Raw genomic sequence first — 17,048 nt, forward strand, 5'->3', positions numbered from 1 at the left:
GTGTCGGACAATTCGGACAATCAGACCCAGGCCACCGGCGGCCGCTTGGTACTCGACGTCGTCGTGTACACCTTCGCGCGGCTTGTCTTGGTGGTCGCTCTGACGGCTGCCATCTATTACATCGCGAAGCTGATCGGCATCTCCGAGTTCCCGCTCATCGTGGCGCTGTTGTTCGCGATCGTGCTCGCTCTGCCGTTGGGCATCTGGCTGTTGGCCCCACTGCGCAAGCGCGCGACCGCGAGCATCGCGTCGGTCGATGAGCGGCGACGGCGCGACCGCGAGCAGCTGCAGGCCAGGCTGCGTGGGCAAGACAAGAAGCCGGAGAAGGACTAACCCAGCGCGAGAGCCAGTGCGACGGCGATCGCCCAGACCAGCATCGTCAGGCCGGTATCGCGCAACACCGGGATGAGTTCGCGGCCGCCGAGTCCGCGGCGCACCAGGCGGGCCGCCCGCACTGCCAATGGCGCCGCGACCAGACCGACCGCGGCCCACGGTGTGGCGAGCATGAGGACCAGAGTCAGTACGCCGGTCACCGCCAGCAGGGACTGGTAGAGCACTCGGGTTCGGGTGTCGCCGAGGCGTACCGCCAATGTCATCTTGCCCGCCACCCGGTCGGTCGGGATGTCACGCAGGTTGTTGGCCACCAGCACCGCCGAGGACAGCGCACCCGTCGCGACCGCCAAGACCAGGCCGACCCAGTCCACCCGCAGTGCCTGGGTGTACTGCGTGCCCAACACCGCGACGAGCCCGAAGAACACGAACACCGCGACCTCGCCCAGGCCGGCGTACCCGTAGGGCCGCGACCCGCCGGTGTACAGCCAGGCGCCCGCGATGCACACCGCCCCGACCGCGATCACCCACGGCGCGCTGACGATGGCCAGCGCCAGCCCGGCGACCGCGCCCACGGTGAGGCTGACGACGGCCGCCGTCAGCACCGCGCGCGGCGACGCGAGTTTCGAACCGACCAGCCGCAGCGGCCCGGCCCGTTCGTCATCGGTGCCGCGAATGCCGTCGGAGTAATCGTTGGCGAAGTTGACTCCGACGATCAACGCCAGCGAAACAGCAAGTGCCAGCAGCGCCTTCCACCACACGGCCGCGTCCAGCCACGCTGCCGCGCCCGTACCCGCGATCACCGGCGCCACCGCGTTGGGCAGAGTTCTGGGCCTGGCCCCCTCGACCCATTGCGCGATGCTTGCCATGCCGCAATCGTCCCACGCGCGGCGAAAGCGGCCGCCGGGGCACCGTCGCGGGCGAACCGGCGTTTGCCCGATCTCGGCGCTGCCGAGTCTTCAAAGGTTGCTGACGACGACCGCAGGTCACCCGCCGCGAATTAGCCGAGCGCGTCGTCGATCCCGATCCGAGCGGAATGCGCCGCTGCTGAAACTCTGACAGCAGGCGTAGTCGACTTTGCCCATCGGTCGACTGATGCGATAGCGGACGGGGGCCGGACTGAGCCGGCGCGGATGTACGACGGCGATTCGGGACTGTGCTAAATCAGCAAAGTAAACCTAGCCTCATAGACAGAGGTGGCAGGTTTTTGGCACCGTGTAGTTAACCAAAGTGCGTCCGGTAACAAGTTTCAGTGACCTCGGGTGTACTTGCGGTTCTAAAGTAATTTAGGCACACGACATTGTTTGCTGCAGCCATCTAGCAAACCGTTCACCTGCGCATCTGCCGCCCGCGACGATTGCGCAAAGTTGAACCACCCTGACGGACACGTCAGCACTTCAAATAATGCGGGGAGTTCTCAGCATTTGCTCAGTTATGGTTTGCCGCGTCCAAGTGAGTGCTCTGACGGGAGAAATCATGCACATAGCTGTGCGGTCAACCGTTGCGACCGGGGTAGCGATGGTGGGAGCCGGTGCCATCGCCCTGGCCCCGATTCATCCAGTCGGCCCGGTCGCCCTGCCGTTGTCGGAAATCAATGTGCCCGCTGCTGTTTCGACCATGGAGGTCGAACTCGCGGCGCTGCCCAACCCCATCACGCCGTGGGTCAACGTCTTCACGACCGCCGTCACCAACGCGGGCGCGCTGGGATCGGCGTGGCTCGAGGACCCCGCACCGGTCGCGCGGCAGCTGGCGTTGAACTGGATCGGATATGGCCAGACCACCGCGACCGCGCTCCGTGATGCGGTCCAGGGCGCCATCGATTACTTCGGTACGACGTTCCCGCAAGCGCTGCAGACGGCCTTCCAGCAGATCCGAGACGGTCAACTGTCGGCGGCCGGTTCCACCCTCAGCGATGCCGTCCTCGGGACGATCCTCTATGTCGGTGCGCCGCTGTTTCCGCTCGCCGCCATTCCGGGTCAGATCACCGAGAACCTGAACAAGGCCGTCCTCGCCGCCACCGACATCAACTCGCTTTTCGGTCTGGTGCTCGGTGCCGCCGGACCGGTGGGCGGTGTGATCCGAGCGGTCGGTGACACGGCCCAACAGTTCCTCGATGCGGTCAATGAGAAGGACTACAACGCCGCTGCCCAGGCCGTCTTCGACGTCGCCCCGAATATCGTGACCGCCATCATCAACGGCTACACGACCACCGACGGCACCCTGTATCCGGGTCTTCTCACCCCGCCGGACGATCAGGGCATCAACGCGGGCCTGGGCTACACCCTGCTGGTCTCCATTCCGCGGGCCATCGCCACCGCGCTCGGGGCGACGGCCCCAGCCCCCGTCACGCGGCCCGCCGCGAGCCTCAAGGCGGCGAGTGCGGACGCGACGGAAGCCTCCGACTTGACCGAGGCGACCGACACCAAGGCGCAACCCTCGGCGCCGAAATCCTCGGTCGGCGGATCGAAGGCGAACGCGAAGACCGGTGCCAAGACCGCGACCGCTGCCAAGAAGCCGACGGGTGCCAAGAAGTCGACCGGAGCCAAGAGCGCGCGGCCGTCAAAGGGCTCTGGCCACGGTGGCGGTGGGAGCGCAGCCGAGTAGCCACTCGATGCATCACGACGATGCGGATCGCGGGTCCTCTGTCCACTGGGCGGGGGACCCGCTGCCGCGCCCTGTGTTTCGGCCGTCGGACACGGTCTCGAGGTCGACCCATCAGCGATTTGTGCAGCTCGGCTTCGATGACGTCGAGGCCGGTGCGTGGGTGCATTTCGAATCGGTGGCGATCGCCTTGCACTCGGCAGTCAACCGCGCGTTGGCGCATCACCACCAACTGAGTCTGGCCGACGTTCAACTGCTGGCGCATCTGAAAGGACATGGCCCGAGCGCGATGGGTGCGCTCGCCGAGCTGCTGATGGTCACCCCGAGCGCGCTCACCCAACAGATTCAGCGTCTCGAACGGCGCCGGCTGGTGCACCGAGAGGCCAGCAGCGACGACGGGCGACGCGTGTTGGCAACAATCACCCGAGACGGGCTGCGGCTGACTGTGGCGTCGCTGGAGACCTACGCCCGCGTGGTGCGGGCGCACTTCCTCGATGAGCTGAGCAGGAATCAGATGATCGCCCTCGGCGACGGTTGCCGACGGATCAGCGCGCGGTTGAAGGCGGTCGGCGCATCGGTGGACTCGTCGGACACCCAGTGATGTCGCGGCCGCCGATTTAAGGTGCCCGCATGCCTCTGTTCAAGAAGAGCTTCAAAGACGCGTGGGCTCAGGCGGGCGCGGACATGGACCAAGAATTCGCCAGAGTCATGGACTTCCCACCGGTCGCCGACATCGCGACCGAGCTGATGGCCGCCTTCGGTCCCGACGGGCCCAAACGCGGCAAGCCGCTGACCCTGAACGATCTCCGCGAATGGTGGCTGGACCGCTACGACTTCGCCGACCGTCGCCAGCGCGTCGTGTGCTCGACGCGGTTGCGGCGCGGCGGGGGAGGCCCGATTCGCGAAGCGCTGCAGGTGCTCGAACATGCCGAGCTCGTGTATCTGACCGTACGCACCGACCGGGAAGACGTCTGGACCGCAACGAACGTCGGACTGTCGGCCCTGCACAATGGTCGAATGCTCGGAGTCATCGGCGGCAGCGGTTTCTACACCTTCTTCGGATCCGACGCGCGTAGCGTCAACCTGGATACGCCCTATGGCGAGCCGAGTGCCCCGATCACGGTCGGACGCGTCGGCCAGCACGAGGTGGCCTTCCTTCCCCGGCATGGTCTGAGCCACGAGTTCTCGCCCCACAAGGTGCCGTACCGGGCCAATATGTGGGCCCTGCGCGCCCTGGGTGTGCGACGGGTGTTCGGGCCGTGTGCGGTTGGCAGCCTGACACCGGAGTTCGGTCCCGGCGCCATCGTGGTCCCCGATCAGTTGGTGGACCGAACCCGCGGCCGGCTCGACACCTATTTCGATTCGGGCGGCATCCATGTCGGCTTCGCCGACCCGTACTGCCCGACGCTGCGCTCGGCCGTCACCGGCCTGCCCGGTGTGGTCGACGGCGGCACGATGGTGGTGGTGCAGGGGCCGCGGTTCTCCACCCGCGCCGAGAGTCAGTGGTTCGCGCGGGAGGGGTTCAGCCTGATCAACATGACCGGCTACCCCGAGGCGGTCCTGGCTCGTGAGCTGGAAATGTGTTATGCGGCAATCGCTTTGGTGACCGATCTGGACGCCGGCGTCGATGTCGGAGCGGGCGTGCGCGCGATCGACGTCTTCGCGGAGTTCGAGAAGAACATGGGGCCGTTCAAGCAGCTGGTGCTCGAGGCGATCGACCAGGTGGCCACCGAACGTGTATGCGGACATTGCCTTGCGCACGAAGGTGTCGAGCTGCCCTTCGACCTGCCGTGAGGGTTCTGCTCACCGGCGCGGCCGGGTTCATCGGCAGCCGAGTTCGCGCCGCGCTGCTGGCCGACGGCCATGAGGTGGTCGCGGCCGACGTCATGCTCGACGCCGCCCACGGCCCCGGTGCCGAACTGCCCGACGACATCCACCGGGTCGACGTGCGTGACGCGGATGCGTTGGCGCCCTTGCTGTCCGGGATCGACGTGGTGTGTCACCAGGCCGCCGTGGTGGGCGCCGGTGTCAATGCCGCCGACGCGCCGTCCTATGCCGGTCACAACGACTACGGCACCGCGGTGCTGCTGGCGCAGATGTTCGCCGCCGGCGTCCAGCGGCTGGTCCTTGCGTCGTCGATGGTGGTGTACGGCCAGGGCGGGTACCGGTGCCCGGAGCACGGCGTCGTCGATCCGTTACCGCGCACCCGCGCCGATCTCGACGCCGGTGTGTTCGAACACCGTTGCCCGCTCGGCGGAGAAGAGCTGGCCTGGCAGCTGGTCGGCGAGGAGGCAGCACTGCGCCCACGCAGTCTGTACGCCGCCAGCAAGGCCGCTCAGGAGCATTACGCGCTGGCGTGGGCTGAATCGACCGGTGGCTCGGTCGTCGCGCTGCGCTATCACAACGTGTACGGCCCGGGCATGCCGCGGGACACCCCCTATTCCGGGGTGGCCGCGATCTTTCGGTCTTCGCTCGAAAAGGGCGAGCCGCCAAGGGTTTTCGAAGACGGTGGGCAGATGCGGGATTTCGTCCACGTCCACGATGTCGCGGCTGCCAATGTCGTGTCCGTGCGCTCGGAGGCCGGCGGATTTCTGGCCGTCAACGTCTGTTCGGGGCGGCCGATCTCGATCATGACCGTCGCGAACCGGATCTGCGAAGCCCGGGGCGGTCCGGCGCCGGTGGTCACTGGCCAGTACCGCAGCGGCGACGTCCGCCACATCGTCGCCGATCCGGCGCAGGCCGCCGAGTCGTTGGGCTTCCGCGCTCGAGTCGACCCGGACCAGGGTCTGCGGGACTTTGCGTTCGCACCCCTGCGGGCGTGACCGGCGCCACACCTTAAATCCCTTCGCTCCGTGGGTATTTAGCCCGCGATGACCGCCGTCCCTGAAACTGGTGACAATCGTCACCTTCCGGCTGCGGAGACCTGACTTACCGCGGACTACCTGGCAGAATCTGGAATAGTTCCAATTTAGCTATTCAAGGAGTGGTGACAATCATGGCTCTGTTGACAATCGGGGATCAGTTCCCGGCTTACGACCTCAAGGCGGTTGTCGGCGGTGACCTGTCCAAGGTCGACGCCAAGCAGCCCGACGATTATTTCATTCAGGTGACCAACTCGGACAACCCCGGCAAGTGGCGCATTATCTTCTTCTGGCCCAAGGACTTCACGTTCGTCTGCCCGACCGAGATTGCCGCTTTCGGCAAGCTCAACGACGAGTTCGAGGATCGCGACGCGCAGGTACTCGGCGTCTCGGTGGACAACGAGTTCGTGCACTTCCAGTGGCGGGCCCAGCATGAGGATCTCAAGAAGCTGCCGTTCCCGATGGTGTCCGATCTCAAGCGCGAACTGTGCTTGGCCACCGGCGTGCTCAACGCCGACGGTGTGGCCGACCGTGCCACCTTCATCGTCGACCCGAACAACGAGATCCAGTTCGTCTCGGTGACCGCTGGCTCGGTCGGGCGCAACGTCGATGAGGTGCTGCGAGTGCTCGATGCGCTGCAGTCCGACGAGTTGTGCGCCTGCAACTGGAAGAAGGGCGACCCGACCATCGACGCCGGCGAGCTGCTGGCCGAGGCGGTCTGAGCATGAGCATCGACGCCGTCAAAGAGGCGTTGCCCGAGTACGCCAAGGATCTCAAGCTGAACCTGGGCAGCATCGTGCGCTCGACCGAGCTGACCGAACAGCAGCTGTGGGGCGCGCTGGTGGCGACCGCCGCGGCGACCAAGTCCGAGCAGCTGCTGCGCGAGATCACCGAGGACGCGCTGGATGTCTTGACCGAAGAGGCGTATCACGCCGCGTTGGGTGCCGCCGCGATCATGGGGATGAACAACGTCTTCTATCGCACCAAGCACCAGCTCGAGGGTCGCTACGACGACCTGCGGGCCGGGCTGCGGATGAACATCATCGCCAATCCCGGTGTGGCCAAGGCCGACTTCGAGCTGTGGTCGCTTGCTGTGTCCGCGATCAACGGATGCGATCAGTGCCTGGCTGCCCATGAGAAGGAACTCCGGGACGCCGACGTCTCGCGGACGGTGATCTTTGAAGCCATCCGCCTCGCATCGATCGTGTCTGGTGTCGCGCAGGCCCTGCTCACGACGCAGGCGCTGGCGACCGCCTGATCGAATCACCGCTCGACCCCCTTCCCAACCCGGTAGTTGGTCGGGAGGGGGGTCGAGCGCATACTGGGCCGGTGAAGACTGAGATCTGCGACCAGTTCGGCATCGAGTTCCCGCTATTCGCTTTCAGCCACTGCCGCGATGTTGTCGCCGCGGTCACCAACGCGGGCGGCTTCGGCGTGCTCGGTGGCACCGCGTACACCCCCGATCAGCTCCACCAGGAACTCACCTGGATCGACGAGCAGGTCAAGGGCAAGCCGTACGGCGTGGACATCATCGTTCCGGCGAAGTTCGAAGGCAAGGGCGAAAACCTGTCGTTCGGTCAGCTCGCCGATCGGATTCCCGACGACTTCCGCGGCTTCATCAACGACCTGTTGGCCGCCCACGACATCGACATCAGCGACCAGCCCCGGATGGCCGCGTCCTCGCTGAGTGGCGACACCGGCGCGAGCCTGCTCGACGTCGCACTGAACCATCCGATCAAGTTGATGGCCAACGCACTTGGTGTTCCGCCGGACTACATGATCGAGGCCGGCAAGCAGACCGGCATCCCGGTCGCGGCGCTGGTCGGCGCCAAGGAGCACGCCATCAAACAGGTCAATGCCGGCGTCGACCTGATCGTCGCGCAGGGCACCGAGGCCGGCGGTCACTGCGGTGAGGTGACCACGCTGGTGCTCATCCCCGAAGTCATCGAGGCGATCAAGCCGATCCGTGAAGTGCCGGTCCTGGCGGCCGGCGGAATCGTGACGGGCAGGCAGATGGCGGCGTCGGTGGCGCTGGGTGCGGCGGGTGCCTGGACCGGTTCGGTGTGGCTGACCACTGAGGAGGCCGAGACGGCCCCGTACACGGTGCAGAAGTTCCTGGCCGCGACGTCGCGCGACACGGTCCGGTCGGCCGGGCGCACGGGAAAGCCGTCGCGCCAATTGGTTTCGGACTGGACCGATGCATGGGCTCCGCACGAGGGCGGCCGTCAACCGCTGCCGTTGCCGCTGCAGAACATGATCGCCGAGCCGGTGTTGCGCCGGATCGACAAGTTGGCCGAGGGCGGCCATCCGGGCGCTCAGAAGTTGGCGACCTACTTCGTCGGCCAGGGCGTCGGGCTGATGAACAAGGTCAAGCCGGCGCGCGAGGTCGTCCTGGAGTTCATTGAGGATTACCTGGCCGCCGCCGAGCGGCTCAGTCGGTCGCTCGACGACTGATCTACAGGCCCTTGGGCGCTGCCTTCACCGCTTGCACGTCCGAGGGGTCACCGCTGAAGTCGACGTGCGCCGGCCGTCCGGTGGCGAACAGCAGCAGCTCTTCGGGCGGACCGGTCACCGTCACGGCCGGACCGTGGCCGGCGGTCAGGACGGTTTTCCCATCCGGGGTCCGCAGCTGCACCCGGGCCGGCATCTTGGCCAGTGTCAGTCGGGCCATCATCCCGAGCGTGCGACGAAGCTTTCCGGTCAGCTCCGCATCAAGGGTGCGCGGTTCCCAGCCCGGCTGGGCGCGGCGAATGTCCTCGTGGTGGATGAACATCTCGGCGACGTTGGCCACCGAATCGACCAGCTTGAGCGGCGAGTAGATCGGCGGACCTTCGGCCACCTTCTCCACAAGCGCGTCCCACTGGGTGTTGTTCGCGACGGCGTCCTGCACCTTGGCGGTGTGCCCGGCGAACAGTGGGATGAGGATGCCGGGAGCGGCATCGACGCGGTATTCGCGAACCATCAAGTGCGCGGCCAGGTCTCGGGCCGTCCAGCCTTCGCACAAGGTCGGCGCGTCGGGTCCGACGTCGCGCAGGGCGGCGATGAGGGCGGCACGTTCACGCTGGGCTACGGACATCTCGATCTCCATCGGTCGGCGACTGTCGACGAGCCCACGCTACTACTACGCCCAACCGACGTTTGGCTGGAGAAGTTCGAGTAGATCCGTGCACAACGTCGATCTCGGCGAACGCATTCACTCAGACAGTGGCAGTCGAACCTCGAAGCGAGCCCCGTGCGCGGTGTTGTGCGCCGACAGTGTGCCGTGGTGGGCGTGTACCAGCCCGGCCGCGATCGCGAGCCCCAGGCCGGATCCGCTCGGCAGCGACGAATCCTCGCGCGGCACACGGCCGTTCGACCCGCGATAGGCGACGTCGAAGACTCGCGGCAGGTCCGCCTCGTCGATGCCGACGCCGGTGTCGTCCACCCGGGCCCACGCCCCGCCCGCGTCACTGCCCAGCGCCAGTGTCACCGCCCCGCCCGAAGGTGTGTGCGCGATCGCGTTCGCCACCAGATTGGACAGCACCCGCACCAGCGCGCGATCGCTGCCGATCACCCGCACCGGGTCCGCCGGAACGGACGCCAACAGCTGCACCCCGGCGCGCTCGGCAGTGATCTTGTGGGCGGCGATCACGTCGTCGACGACCTCGTCGAGCGCGACCTTCTCGTACGGCGCGTGCACCGCCCCGGCGTTGATCTTCGACATCTCGAACAGGTCGTCGACCATCTCCGAGAGCCGAACCGATTCCTGCTCAATGTGTTTGGCCTGCACCCGGACCTCACCGTCGCTGACCACACCGTCGGCAATGGCCTCGGCCAGCGCGCGGATACCGGCCAGCGGCGTGCGCAGGTCATGGCTGACGAACGCCACCAACCGGCGACGGGACTGCTCGGCCATCCGCTCGGCGTCGTGAATCTCCTGCTCCCACACCGTCCGGCGGGCCTGATAGCGCGCCAGCATCACCGCCGCGGGCAGTGTCACGATCGCCACGATCAGGAGCACGACGGCGATCGGCGCAAACGTGCTGGTGATCATGAATCCGCTGGCGCCCAGCACACCGGTCAGCGTGGCCAGCGTCGGGATCAACACCAGAGCCACCATCGTGACGGTCATCGACCACGATCGGGCCAGCCGAATCACCAACGCGCCCAATAAAACAACCGGCAGCGAGCAAGCCAGCGCCAGTATCGCGATCTGAGCTAGGTCACGCGGTGGCACGGTCACCGCCGCCGGCTTCACCGCGCCACAGATACCCACGGCCCCAGACCGTTTGTACGCGGTGATGTTCGCCGAGCTTGGACCGCAAACGCTTGACGTGAACAGTGACCGTCGACAGGTCACCGAAGTCCCAGTGCCACACCTGCTGCAGCAGCTCCTCGCGGGAGAAGACGGTGTCGGTGTGGGTCAGGAAAAACAGCAGCAGATCGAATTCGCGGTTGGTCAACCCCACCGGCTTGCCGTCGATCTGCACCGCGCGTGCCGCCGTCGAGACCGTCAGGTCACCGACCGTCATCTCCAGGGGCAGAGCCGCCGCGGGCGCCGGTGCACGCCGCAACACCGACCGCACTCGCAGCGCCAGTTCGCGCGGGCTGAACGGCTTGGTCAGGTAGTCGTCGGCGCCGGCCTCGAGCCCCGCGATGCGGTCGTCCTCCTCACCGAGCGCGGTCAGCAGGATCACCGGCACGCTGTAGTCGCCGTGCTGGCGCAGGGTGCGGCAGAGCGACAGACCGTTGGGCCCGGGCATCATCACGTCCAGCACGGCGACGTCGATGCGCTGGGTTCCCAGCACCCGCAGCGCCTCGCTGCCGTCCCCGGCAACGGCCACTTCCAGGCCGTCGCGCTCGAGGTATCGGCGCACGACATCACGCACGACGGTGTCGTCGTCGGCAATGAGTACGCGGGCCGGCATAGGAAAATGTTAGCCAACACCAGCCTCCACCTGCACCAACGTCACGGTTTTGTCATTCCCTCCCGCGCACGGGCGCCGAAGCTCACCTAGGTTGGCTCCTATGCCCGAGTGTCCGGTCACGGTGGTGCTGCCCTGTCTCAACGAAGCCGACTCGCTGCCCACCGTGCTCGCCGCCATACCGCCTGGTTATCGCGCTTTGGTCGTGGACAACAACAGCACCGACGGGACGGCGGAGGTGGCCCGGCGCCACGGCGCTGAGGTGGTCAGGGAAAGCCGTCCGGGCTATGGGTCGGCCGTTCACGCCGGGGTCGAGGCGGCCCGAACGCCGATCGTGGCCGTGCTCGACGGCGACGGTTCGCTGAACCCGGGAGACCTGCCGCGGCTGGTCAGAGAGCTGGAACGCGGCGCCGACATGGTGACCGGCCGCCGCAGGCCGGTCCGCGGGCTGAAATGGCCGTGGCATGCGCGGATGGGCACCGCTGCGGTGTGCTGGCGGCTGCGCACCCGGCACGGGCTGCCGGTCCACGACATCGCCCCGATGCGCGTGGTCAACCGTGACGCCTTACTGACGCTGGGGGTTGCTGACCGGCGTTCGGGGTATCCGCTGGAACTACTGGTCCGTGCCGCGGCCGCAGGATGGCGCGTGGTGGAGGTCGACGTCGACTACGGCCCGCGGGTCGGCGGGAAGTCGAAAGTCAGCGGGTCGGTGCGAGGGAGCGTCACCGCCGCCGTCGACTTCTGGAAGGTCATTTCGTGACACCAAGGCCGGGACCCGTAGCGGTCACCCTGCTGGTGGTAGCGAAGGCTCCGGTACCCGGCCTGGCCAAGACGCGACTGGCCGCAACAGTCGGGGAGCAGGCCGCCGCCGACATCGCGGCCGCCGCACTGTTGGACACCCTCGACGCGGTCGTCACGACCCCGGTGACGCACCGGGTGGTCGCGATGACCGGCGATCTCGACAAGGCGTGCCGGGCCGATCAGCTGCAGACCCGCTTGCAGGACTTCACGGTGGTCCAGCAGCGCGGTGACGGCTTCGCCGAGCGGCTGATCAATGCCCAAGCCGACGCCGCGGCCGCCGGTCAGCCGGTGCTGCAGATCGGTATGGACACTCCACAGGTGAGCCCGCAGCTTCTCGGGGCCTGCGCCCGCCGGCTGCTGACCGCCCCGGCCGTGCTGGGCATGGCCCGTGACGGCGGGTGGTGGGTGCTCGGGGTGGCAGACGGCGGGATGGCTGAATGCCTACGCGACGTGCCGATGTCGCAGGCCGACACCGGGGCTGTAACGCTTGCCGCCCTCGAGGACACCGGTATGTCCGTGACTCTTGTCGAGGAATTGCATGACGTCGACACCATCGACGACATCCCCGCGGTCCGCGCCGCCTGCCAGTCGTCGAGCCGATTCGCCGAAGTAACCCGAGGGGTCTGAAATGCTGGGACAGCTCTACGACAAAGCACTCGACGGCGAACGATGTTGGCTGCGCCACGGCGATGGCCGGCGCCACCGTCTTCCGGTCAACAGCTGGCTGGGTGGGCATGGTGCCGACACCGTGTTCGACTCGGCCATCGTGTCGTTGTGTGACGGGCCGACGATCGACTTGGGTTGCGGCCCAGGCCGATTGGTGGCCGATCTGATCCAGCGTGGGATTCCGGCCCTCGGCGTCGACCAGTCGCCGACAGCGGTCCGCCTGGCTCGGCGCAGTGGCGCGCCGGCGCTGCTACGCGATGTGTTCGAGCCGCTGCCCGGCACCGGGCGTTGGCAGACGGTGCTGCTCGCGGACGGAAATGTCGGCCTGGCCGGAGATCCGCGTCGGGTCCTGGGTCGGGCCGCGGAGCTGCTGCGCGCGGGCGGTCGCTGTGTGGCCGAATTCGATCCGGGCACAGTTGGAGTCCGCACCGGCTGGGTCCGGCTGGAGTCCTCGCGGACCATCGGGCCCTGGTTCAAATGGGCGACCGTGGGGGTCGATTGCGCTGCCGCGCTGGCCGAAGAAGTCGGCCTGGCGTTGGTCGGGATTCACCCGATCGGCGAGCGCGTGGTGGCTACACTCACGCTGACGTGAGGCCGCAGATGGGAACAACCACCAAGGCTTCCTTGCGTGGAACAGCAGTGACGGCTCGGGTCGGGGTCGCCCTCGGTATCGCCGTGGCCGTCTGCTTCGTCACGGGATTGATCAGCCACTTCATCCAGCATCCGCAGCCGTGGTTCTTCTGGCCGACGCGTCCGGTCTGGCTGTATCAGCTGACCCAGGGATTGCACGTGATTTCCGGGATCGCCGCCATCCCACTGCTTCTGGTCAAGCTCTGGTCGGTGTACCCCAAGCTGTTCGAGCGGCCCATCATCGGCGGCCTGACGCGGCAGATCGAACGTGCGTCGATTCTGGTCCTTGTGGGATCGATGATCTTTCAGCTGTCCACCGGCATCATGAACATCGCGCAGTGGTACGCGTTCAAGTTCTTCTTCACCACCAGTCATTACGCGATGGCTTACGTCGCCGGCGGAGCGGTCCTGGTGCACATCGGTGTGAAACTGCCGGTGATCCGGCGGGCGCTCGGTGAACCGCTCGAGGATGCCCCGACCGGCGAACTGCGCGTCGGGCCCAGCCGCCGCGCAGTGCTGGCCGGCACCTGGTTGGCGGTCGGTGCGGCGACGATTGTGACTGCCGGGCAGACGATTCCGTGGCTTCGGCAGGTTTCGCTGCTGGGACCGCGGTCCGGCCGGGGCCCCCAGGGAGTGTCGGTGAACCGGTCAGCGTTCGCCGCCGGAGTGCTGGACAGCGCGCGCTCGCCGGATTACCGGTTGACCGTTGTCAACGGTGCAGTCGTCAAGGCGTTCACAGTCGACGAGCTTGCGGCGATGCCGCAGGCCACGCACCGGCTGCCGATCGCCTGCGTCGAGGGGTGGAGCGCCACCGCGGACTGGACCGGCGTCGTACTTGGTGACCTGCTCAGAGCGGTTGGAGCGCAGCCGGATTCAGACGTACGAATGATCTCGCTCGAGCCGCCGGGCCCGTACTCGCGCACGGTGCTGCCCGCCCGGCATACGCGTGACTCGCAGACGCTGATCGCGGTGAAGCTCAACGGCGAGACGCTCGATCTTGACCACGGCTACCCCTGTCGACTCATCGCTCCCACCAGACCCGGTGTGCTGCAGACCAAATGGCTGTCCAGGATCGAGGTGGTGACGTGACGGCGACGAGACTATTCCTGGTGGCCCTCGGGCTGGCGGTTGGCGTCTACGGCGTCGTTCTGGTTGCCGAGAACTCAACTGATGTCATCATCCGCATCGTGGTGTGGGCACTGATCGGCGTCTTACTGCACGATGCGGTGTTCGCGCCCGTGTGCGTCGCGCTCGGTTTCGCCGGCCGGCGGCTGCTGCCGCACAAGTGGTGGACGCCGGTGCTGGTGGCCGCGCTGCTGACGGTGGTGCTGGTGCTGCTGGCGATTCCGGTCTACGACAAGCCAGGTCTGCATCTGGACAATCTCACGGTGCTGGACCGCGATTACGAGACAGGATTCTGGATTGCGCTGGCTGTGGTGTGGGGTGCGGCGCTGCTGTACCTCGTCGGCGACCGGGTGCTACCAGTTGGTGAGAATGAGGTGGTTGAGCAGCAGCGCCCCGATGACGTTGAGGCTCAACCACCATCGGTGGGCCCGGACGGGCAGCAGAGCACCGGCAGCGGTGAGCCACACCTCGAACGGTAGCCAGATCCGTTCGGTCTCGGCCTTCGACAGCATCGACAGGTCGGCGAACAGGATCGCCGCCAAAGCAGCGAGGATGAGCAGGTGCAGCCCGGATCGACGTGTGATCGCCGCACGGTCGAATACCCGGCCGATCCCGGCGACGCTGCCCAGCCCGATCGCGCAGACCACCGACGCAAGGTTGGCCCAGCTCCAATACTGGAACGGCCGGTTCAGCGCGATGCCCTGCCAATAGCGCTGCTGCACAAGCGTGTAGCCGTCGAACCACCAGAACCCGGCGATCGCGAACACACCGACCACCGCCAAGGCGCCCACCGCAGCCGGGATCAGCGCCCGGACCGCATCGCGCCACGACGACGCGCACATGAGGACGGCGACTGCGAGCACGGCCATCAGCGCCAGCCCGTAGTTGAGGAAGATCGCCCATCCCAGCACCAGTCCCGCGGCCACGGCGGCGAGCAACGGCCATCGAACTGACCGGCGAACCGCCAAGGCCAGCAACGCAATACCCCATGCCGCGACCCCCGCGAAGTAGCCGTCGGCGGAGACCGCGATCCAGATCGCGGTCGGTGCGACGGCGACGAACGGCGCCACCAGGCGCGCGGTCTCCTCGCCACTGAGTGCCTTCACCGCGACCAGGACGGCCGCTGCCGCCGACGATCCGACCACCAGACACCACAGCCCCGCCCAGGCCCCGCCGCCGAGGCCGATGCGGTCCAGCCAGACGAACGTCAGCAGCGCGCCGGGCGGATGGCCGGAGACATGGGTGATCCACGAATTCGGTTGGAAATCAAGGATGCGGCTGGCGAAGGTGCGGACGGCCTCGGGGATGTCGGTGATCGTCGGTACCTGATTGAGGTATTCGTGGCGGGCGGTGAGCCGGCCGGCGAAACCGCGCTGCCAGCCGTCGATCATCGCGAGCGCGAACGCCCACAGCATCGATGTCGCCCACGTTGTGAGCGTCAACGCCCGCCAGGGCAGCCGCCGGGCTATCGAGGGTCCCCACATCACGGCCGCAGCACCGATGAGGATCGCCGGGACGGTACCCCACCCGATGTGGGCATTCCACCAGCCGAAGATCGGCGCCGTGTCGGCGAAACTCTTGATCTGGGCGGGCGTGCTGTTGATCAGCGGAGTGACGATGCCTAGATGCAGTTGCGGAACGACGAACGCTGCCGTCACCAGCAGTACGCCGACGGTCACCGCGACCGCTTCTTTGCGCCCGATGCTCACAAGACCCCAGCGTACGGGTGGCTCACGTCATTCCCGTCGCGAGATCGACTACAGGGTTGTGACATCGCGAGATTCGCAGCCATCACGTCGATTTCGGTGACAGACACGCCCAGCGGCAGGGTCAGCCCCAGGACGACCACTGATCGACGTCCACCGCGATCATCGGGCCGTCGATCGAAACAGACTCATACTGAGGATATTTCGCGCGCAACAGCTCGCAGCCGCGCTCGAACGGCCAACCATCACGGTGGATCGTCGCAATACCGTCGGCCCGTACCCACCACAGCTGAGACCAGTCGTCGTCGTAATGGTCGACCAGAATGCTCACCCGTGGGTTGGCCTCGATGTTGGCCAACCGCCGCAACCGGTGCGTGGATTTCGGCTTGCCGTCCACCGCGGTGTAGATGGTGGACTCGGCAAGAGCGAACACGATCGGCACCACGTGCGGGGGACCGTCCGGGGTCACGGTGGCCAGCCGGGCCACCTTCGCGGCCGCGAACCGGTCGGCCGCCTCCGTCACGCCCGGGTGGCGGGCTGGTGAATATCGGTGCCTGCGGTGCTGGCGATGAAGTCGTCGATCAGCTCGACCACTTCGGTCGGGCGCTCCACTTGGGGGAAGTGGCCGACACCGGTCAGCACCTCGAGCCGGACATCGGGGCGCGCCTCGTGCGCGGAGTACGCGTGTTCGACGGGGATGATCGCGTCTGAATCACCCCAGATGGCCATGATCGGCATATCGGCCTTCACGTGCAGCCGGTTCAACGCGCTGACCGCCTGCCCGCGGTAATCGACCACCGAGCGCAGCGTGCGCAGGAAGGCTGAGCGGGTCGCGGCGTCGGAGAACGAACTGTAGGCATTCCAGATCTCCGCGCCTCGGGGCGACGTGATGCCGGCCTTGCCGAACCAGGACCGCACCTTCTCGCCGAGGGCCAGCACCGGCGGGGGAGCGATGATCGGCATGATCAGCTCCGCGCCGGGCGCCGACAGCAGTCGCAGCGTCCAACCGACGTCGGGCCCCAGGCCGCCGCTGTTCACGAGGATCAGCCGGTGGCAGTAGTCCGGGTGCTGGTACAGGAACTGCATGGCCACGCCGCCGCCGAGCGAATGCCCGACGATCGTCGCGCGCGTCACGCCGAGCTCGTCGAGCAGGTCGCGCAACCACACCGCGAACGCGCCCAGCGAGTAGTCGCTGCGCGGCTTGGCGGAGTGACCGTGACCGAGCAGGTCGGGCGCGATCACCCGGTATTTTCGCGACAGCGGCCGCACCACCGAACGCCAGGTCTGCGAGCTGCCGGCCATGCCGTGCAGCAGCAGGATCACCTCACCCTGGCCCTCGTCCAGGTAGGCCACCCGGTCGCCGTGCAGGTCGAGATATTTCAGCTCGTCCATGTACTGTCCTGTCCCCTTTATGTGGCTGCGCA

At 67.0% G+C, this 17,048-nt stretch carries 19 protein-coding genes; 12 read left to right on the forward strand and 7 right to left on the reverse strand.

Translation table 11 applies throughout. The annotated features are described in order from the left end of the window. Positions 1 to 333 (forward strand): DUF4229 domain-containing protein, encoded by a 333-nt coding sequence (locus K0O64_RS03855; protein WP_071947684.1) that lies wholly within the window; start codon positions 1 to 3, stop codon positions 331 to 333. Here K0O64_RS03855 and K0O64_RS03860 read toward each other — a convergent pair. Then, on the reverse strand, positions 330 to 1,199 hold the full coding sequence (locus K0O64_RS03860) for a 1,4-dihydroxy-2-naphthoate polyprenyltransferase (protein ID WP_220046056.1): 870 nt from the start codon (positions 1,197 to 1,199) through the stop codon (positions 330 to 332). The two genes, K0O64_RS03855 and K0O64_RS03860, sit on opposite strands and share 4 nt — an antisense overlap. A gap of 607 nt (positions 1,200 to 1,806) precedes the next feature. Here K0O64_RS03860 and K0O64_RS03865 point away from each other — a divergent pair. The 7 genes from K0O64_RS03865 to K0O64_RS03895 all read left to right on the forward strand — a co-directional run bounded on the left by K0O64_RS03865 (position 1,807) and on the right by K0O64_RS03895 (position 8,246). Continuing rightward, a complete protein-coding gene (locus K0O64_RS03865) occupies positions 1,807 to 2,934 on the forward strand; it encodes a hypothetical protein (protein WP_220046057.1) in 1,128 nt (375 codons plus the stop codon). Between the two features lie 121 nt (positions 2,935 to 3,055). Next, positions 3,056 to 3,532 carry a MarR family winged helix-turn-helix transcriptional regulator gene (locus K0O64_RS03870; RefSeq protein WP_225933615.1) on the forward strand — a complete coding sequence of 159 codons (477 nt, stop codon included), beginning with the start codon at positions 3,056 to 3,058 and terminating at the stop codon, positions 3,530 to 3,532. Between the two features lie 416 nt (positions 3,533 to 3,948). Further along, positions 3,949 to 4,725 carry an S-methyl-5'-thioadenosine phosphorylase gene (locus K0O64_RS03875; protein WP_096312679.1) on the forward strand — a complete coding sequence of 259 codons (777 nt, stop codon included), beginning with the start codon at positions 3,949 to 3,951 and terminating at the stop codon, positions 4,723 to 4,725. Next, positions 4,722 to 5,753, forward strand: coding sequence for an NAD-dependent epimerase/dehydratase family protein (locus tag K0O64_RS03880; RefSeq protein ID WP_096309912.1), 1,032 nt, complete (start codon positions 4,722 to 4,724; stop codon positions 5,751 to 5,753). Before K0O64_RS03875 ends, K0O64_RS03880 begins: the two co-directional genes overlap by 4 nt. 173 nt (positions 5,754 to 5,926) lie before the next feature. Beyond that, entirely contained in the window at positions 5,927 to 6,514 is a 588-nt protein-coding gene (locus K0O64_RS03885; RefSeq protein WP_071947679.1) for a peroxiredoxin, read from the forward strand. 2 nt (positions 6,515 to 6,516) lie between these two features. Beyond that, a complete protein-coding gene (ahpD, locus tag K0O64_RS03890; RefSeq protein ID WP_096309914.1) occupies positions 6,517 to 7,050 on the forward strand; it encodes an alkyl hydroperoxide reductase AhpD in 534 nt (177 codons plus the stop codon). Between the two features lie 71 nt (positions 7,051 to 7,121). After that, on the forward strand, positions 7,122 to 8,246 hold the full coding sequence (locus K0O64_RS03895) for an NAD(P)H-dependent flavin oxidoreductase (protein ID WP_071947677.1): 1,125 nt from the start codon (positions 7,122 to 7,124) through the stop codon (positions 8,244 to 8,246). A gap of 1 nt (position 8,247) precedes the next feature. Here the strand turns inward: K0O64_RS03895 and K0O64_RS03900 are convergent, their stop codons facing one another. The 3 genes from K0O64_RS03900 to K0O64_RS03910 all read right to left on the reverse strand — a co-directional run bounded on the left by K0O64_RS03900 (position 8,248) and on the right by K0O64_RS03910 (position 10,699). After that, positions 8,248 to 8,868: a TIGR03085 family metal-binding protein gene (locus tag K0O64_RS03900; protein WP_071950100.1), complete on the reverse strand. Its 621-nt coding sequence runs from the start codon at positions 8,866 to 8,868 to the stop codon at positions 8,248 to 8,250. 117 nt (positions 8,869 to 8,985) lie between these two features. Then, positions 8,986 to 10,008, reverse strand: a complete 1,023-nt coding sequence (locus tag K0O64_RS03905) for a sensor histidine kinase (RefSeq protein ID WP_071950099.1) — start codon at positions 10,006 to 10,008, stop codon at positions 8,986 to 8,988. Further along, complete coding sequence (locus K0O64_RS03910) at positions 9,995 to 10,699, reverse strand: response regulator transcription factor (protein WP_071947676.1); 705 nt, start codon at positions 10,697 to 10,699, stop codon at positions 9,995 to 9,997. Before K0O64_RS03910 ends, K0O64_RS03905 begins: the two co-directional genes overlap by 14 nt. 100 nt (positions 10,700 to 10,799) lie before the next feature. Here K0O64_RS03910 and K0O64_RS03915 point away from each other — a divergent pair, with 100 nt between their 5' ends. Genes K0O64_RS03915 through K0O64_RS03930 form a run of 4 tightly spaced genes read left to right on the forward strand, consistent with a single transcriptional unit; the run spans position 10,800 to position 13,882 of the window. Then, positions 10,800 to 11,456, forward strand: coding sequence for a glycosyltransferase family 2 protein (locus K0O64_RS03915; RefSeq protein ID WP_083542724.1), 657 nt, complete (start codon positions 10,800 to 10,802; stop codon positions 11,454 to 11,456). Further along, entirely contained in the window at positions 11,453 to 12,124 is a 672-nt protein-coding gene (locus tag K0O64_RS03920) for a TIGR04282 family arsenosugar biosynthesis glycosyltransferase (RefSeq protein WP_220046549.1), read from the forward strand. The genes K0O64_RS03915 and K0O64_RS03920 overlap by 4 nt, the downstream gene beginning before the upstream one ends. A 1-nt stretch (position 12,125) precedes the next feature. Beyond that, positions 12,126 to 12,755: a methyltransferase domain-containing protein gene (locus K0O64_RS03925; RefSeq protein WP_071947674.1), complete on the forward strand. Its 630-nt coding sequence runs from the start codon at positions 12,126 to 12,128 to the stop codon at positions 12,753 to 12,755. Between the two features lie 8 nt (positions 12,756 to 12,763). Continuing rightward, complete coding sequence (locus K0O64_RS03930) at positions 12,764 to 13,882, forward strand: molybdopterin-dependent oxidoreductase (protein WP_220046058.1); 1,119 nt, start codon at positions 12,764 to 12,766, stop codon at positions 13,880 to 13,882. 389 nt (positions 13,883 to 14,271) lie between these two features. Here K0O64_RS03930 and K0O64_RS03935 read toward each other — a convergent pair whose 3' ends face one another. The 3 genes from K0O64_RS03935 to K0O64_RS03945 form a co-directional block, all read right to left on the reverse strand. Continuing rightward, the gene (locus tag K0O64_RS03935; RefSeq protein WP_220046059.1) at positions 14,272 to 15,627 is read right to left on the reverse strand and encodes a hypothetical protein; all 1,356 of its coding nucleotides are present in this window, start codon (positions 15,625 to 15,627) and stop codon (positions 14,272 to 14,274) included. A gap of 121 nt (positions 15,628 to 15,748) precedes the next feature. Next, on the reverse strand, positions 15,749 to 16,147 hold the full coding sequence (locus K0O64_RS03940) for a TIGR03668 family PPOX class F420-dependent oxidoreductase (protein ID WP_220046060.1): 399 nt from the start codon (positions 16,145 to 16,147) through the stop codon (positions 15,749 to 15,751). After that, positions 16,144 to 17,016 (reverse strand): alpha/beta fold hydrolase, encoded by an 873-nt coding sequence (locus K0O64_RS03945; protein WP_071947670.1) that lies wholly within the window; start codon positions 17,014 to 17,016, stop codon positions 16,144 to 16,146. The genes K0O64_RS03940 and K0O64_RS03945 overlap by 4 nt, the downstream gene beginning before the upstream one ends. Positions 17,017 to 17,048: the final 32 nt, after the last annotated feature.

This window comes from Mycolicibacterium pallens, assembly GCF_019456675.1.
In the GTDB taxonomy this organism is placed as follows: domain Bacteria; phylum Actinomycetota; class Actinomycetes; order Mycobacteriales; family Mycobacteriaceae; genus Mycobacterium; species Mycobacterium crocinum.

Coding starts and splice junctions, on each gene's coding strand:
- K0O64_RS03860 (WP_220046056.1), bottom strand. CDS start 1,199: ATGGCAAGCATCGCGCAATGGGTCGAGGGGGCCAGGCCCAGAACTCTG.
- K0O64_RS03865 (WP_220046057.1), top strand. CDS start 1,807: ATGCACATAGCTGTGCGGTCAACCGTTGCGACCGGGGTAGCGATGGTG.
- K0O64_RS03875 (WP_096312679.1), top strand. CDS start 3,949: ATGCTCGGAGTCATCGGCGGCAGCGGTTTCTACACCTTCTTCGGATCC.
- K0O64_RS03885 (WP_071947679.1), top strand. CDS start 5,927: ATGGCTCTGTTGACAATCGGGGATCAGTTCCCGGCTTACGACCTCAAG.
- ahpD (WP_096309914.1), top strand. CDS start 6,517: ATGAGCATCGACGCCGTCAAAGAGGCGTTGCCCGAGTACGCCAAGGAT.
- K0O64_RS03900 (WP_071950100.1), bottom strand. CDS start 8,868: ATGTCCGTAGCCCAGCGTGAACGTGCCGCCCTCATCGCCGCCCTGCGC.
- K0O64_RS03910 (WP_071947676.1), bottom strand. CDS start 10,699: ATGCCGGCCCGCGTACTCATTGCCGACGACGACACCGTCGTGCGTGAT.
- K0O64_RS03915 (WP_083542724.1), top strand. CDS start 10,800: ATGCCCGAGTGTCCGGTCACGGTGGTGCTGCCCTGTCTCAACGAAGCC.
- K0O64_RS03925 (WP_071947674.1), top strand. CDS start 12,126: ATGCTGGGACAGCTCTACGACAAAGCACTCGACGGCGAACGATGTTGG.
- K0O64_RS03930 (WP_220046058.1), top strand. CDS start 12,764: ATGGGAACAACCACCAAGGCTTCCTTGCGTGGAACAGCAGTGACGGCT.
- K0O64_RS03945 (WP_071947670.1), bottom strand. CDS start 17,016: ATGGACGAGCTGAAATATCTCGACCTGCACGGCGACCGGGTGGCCTAC.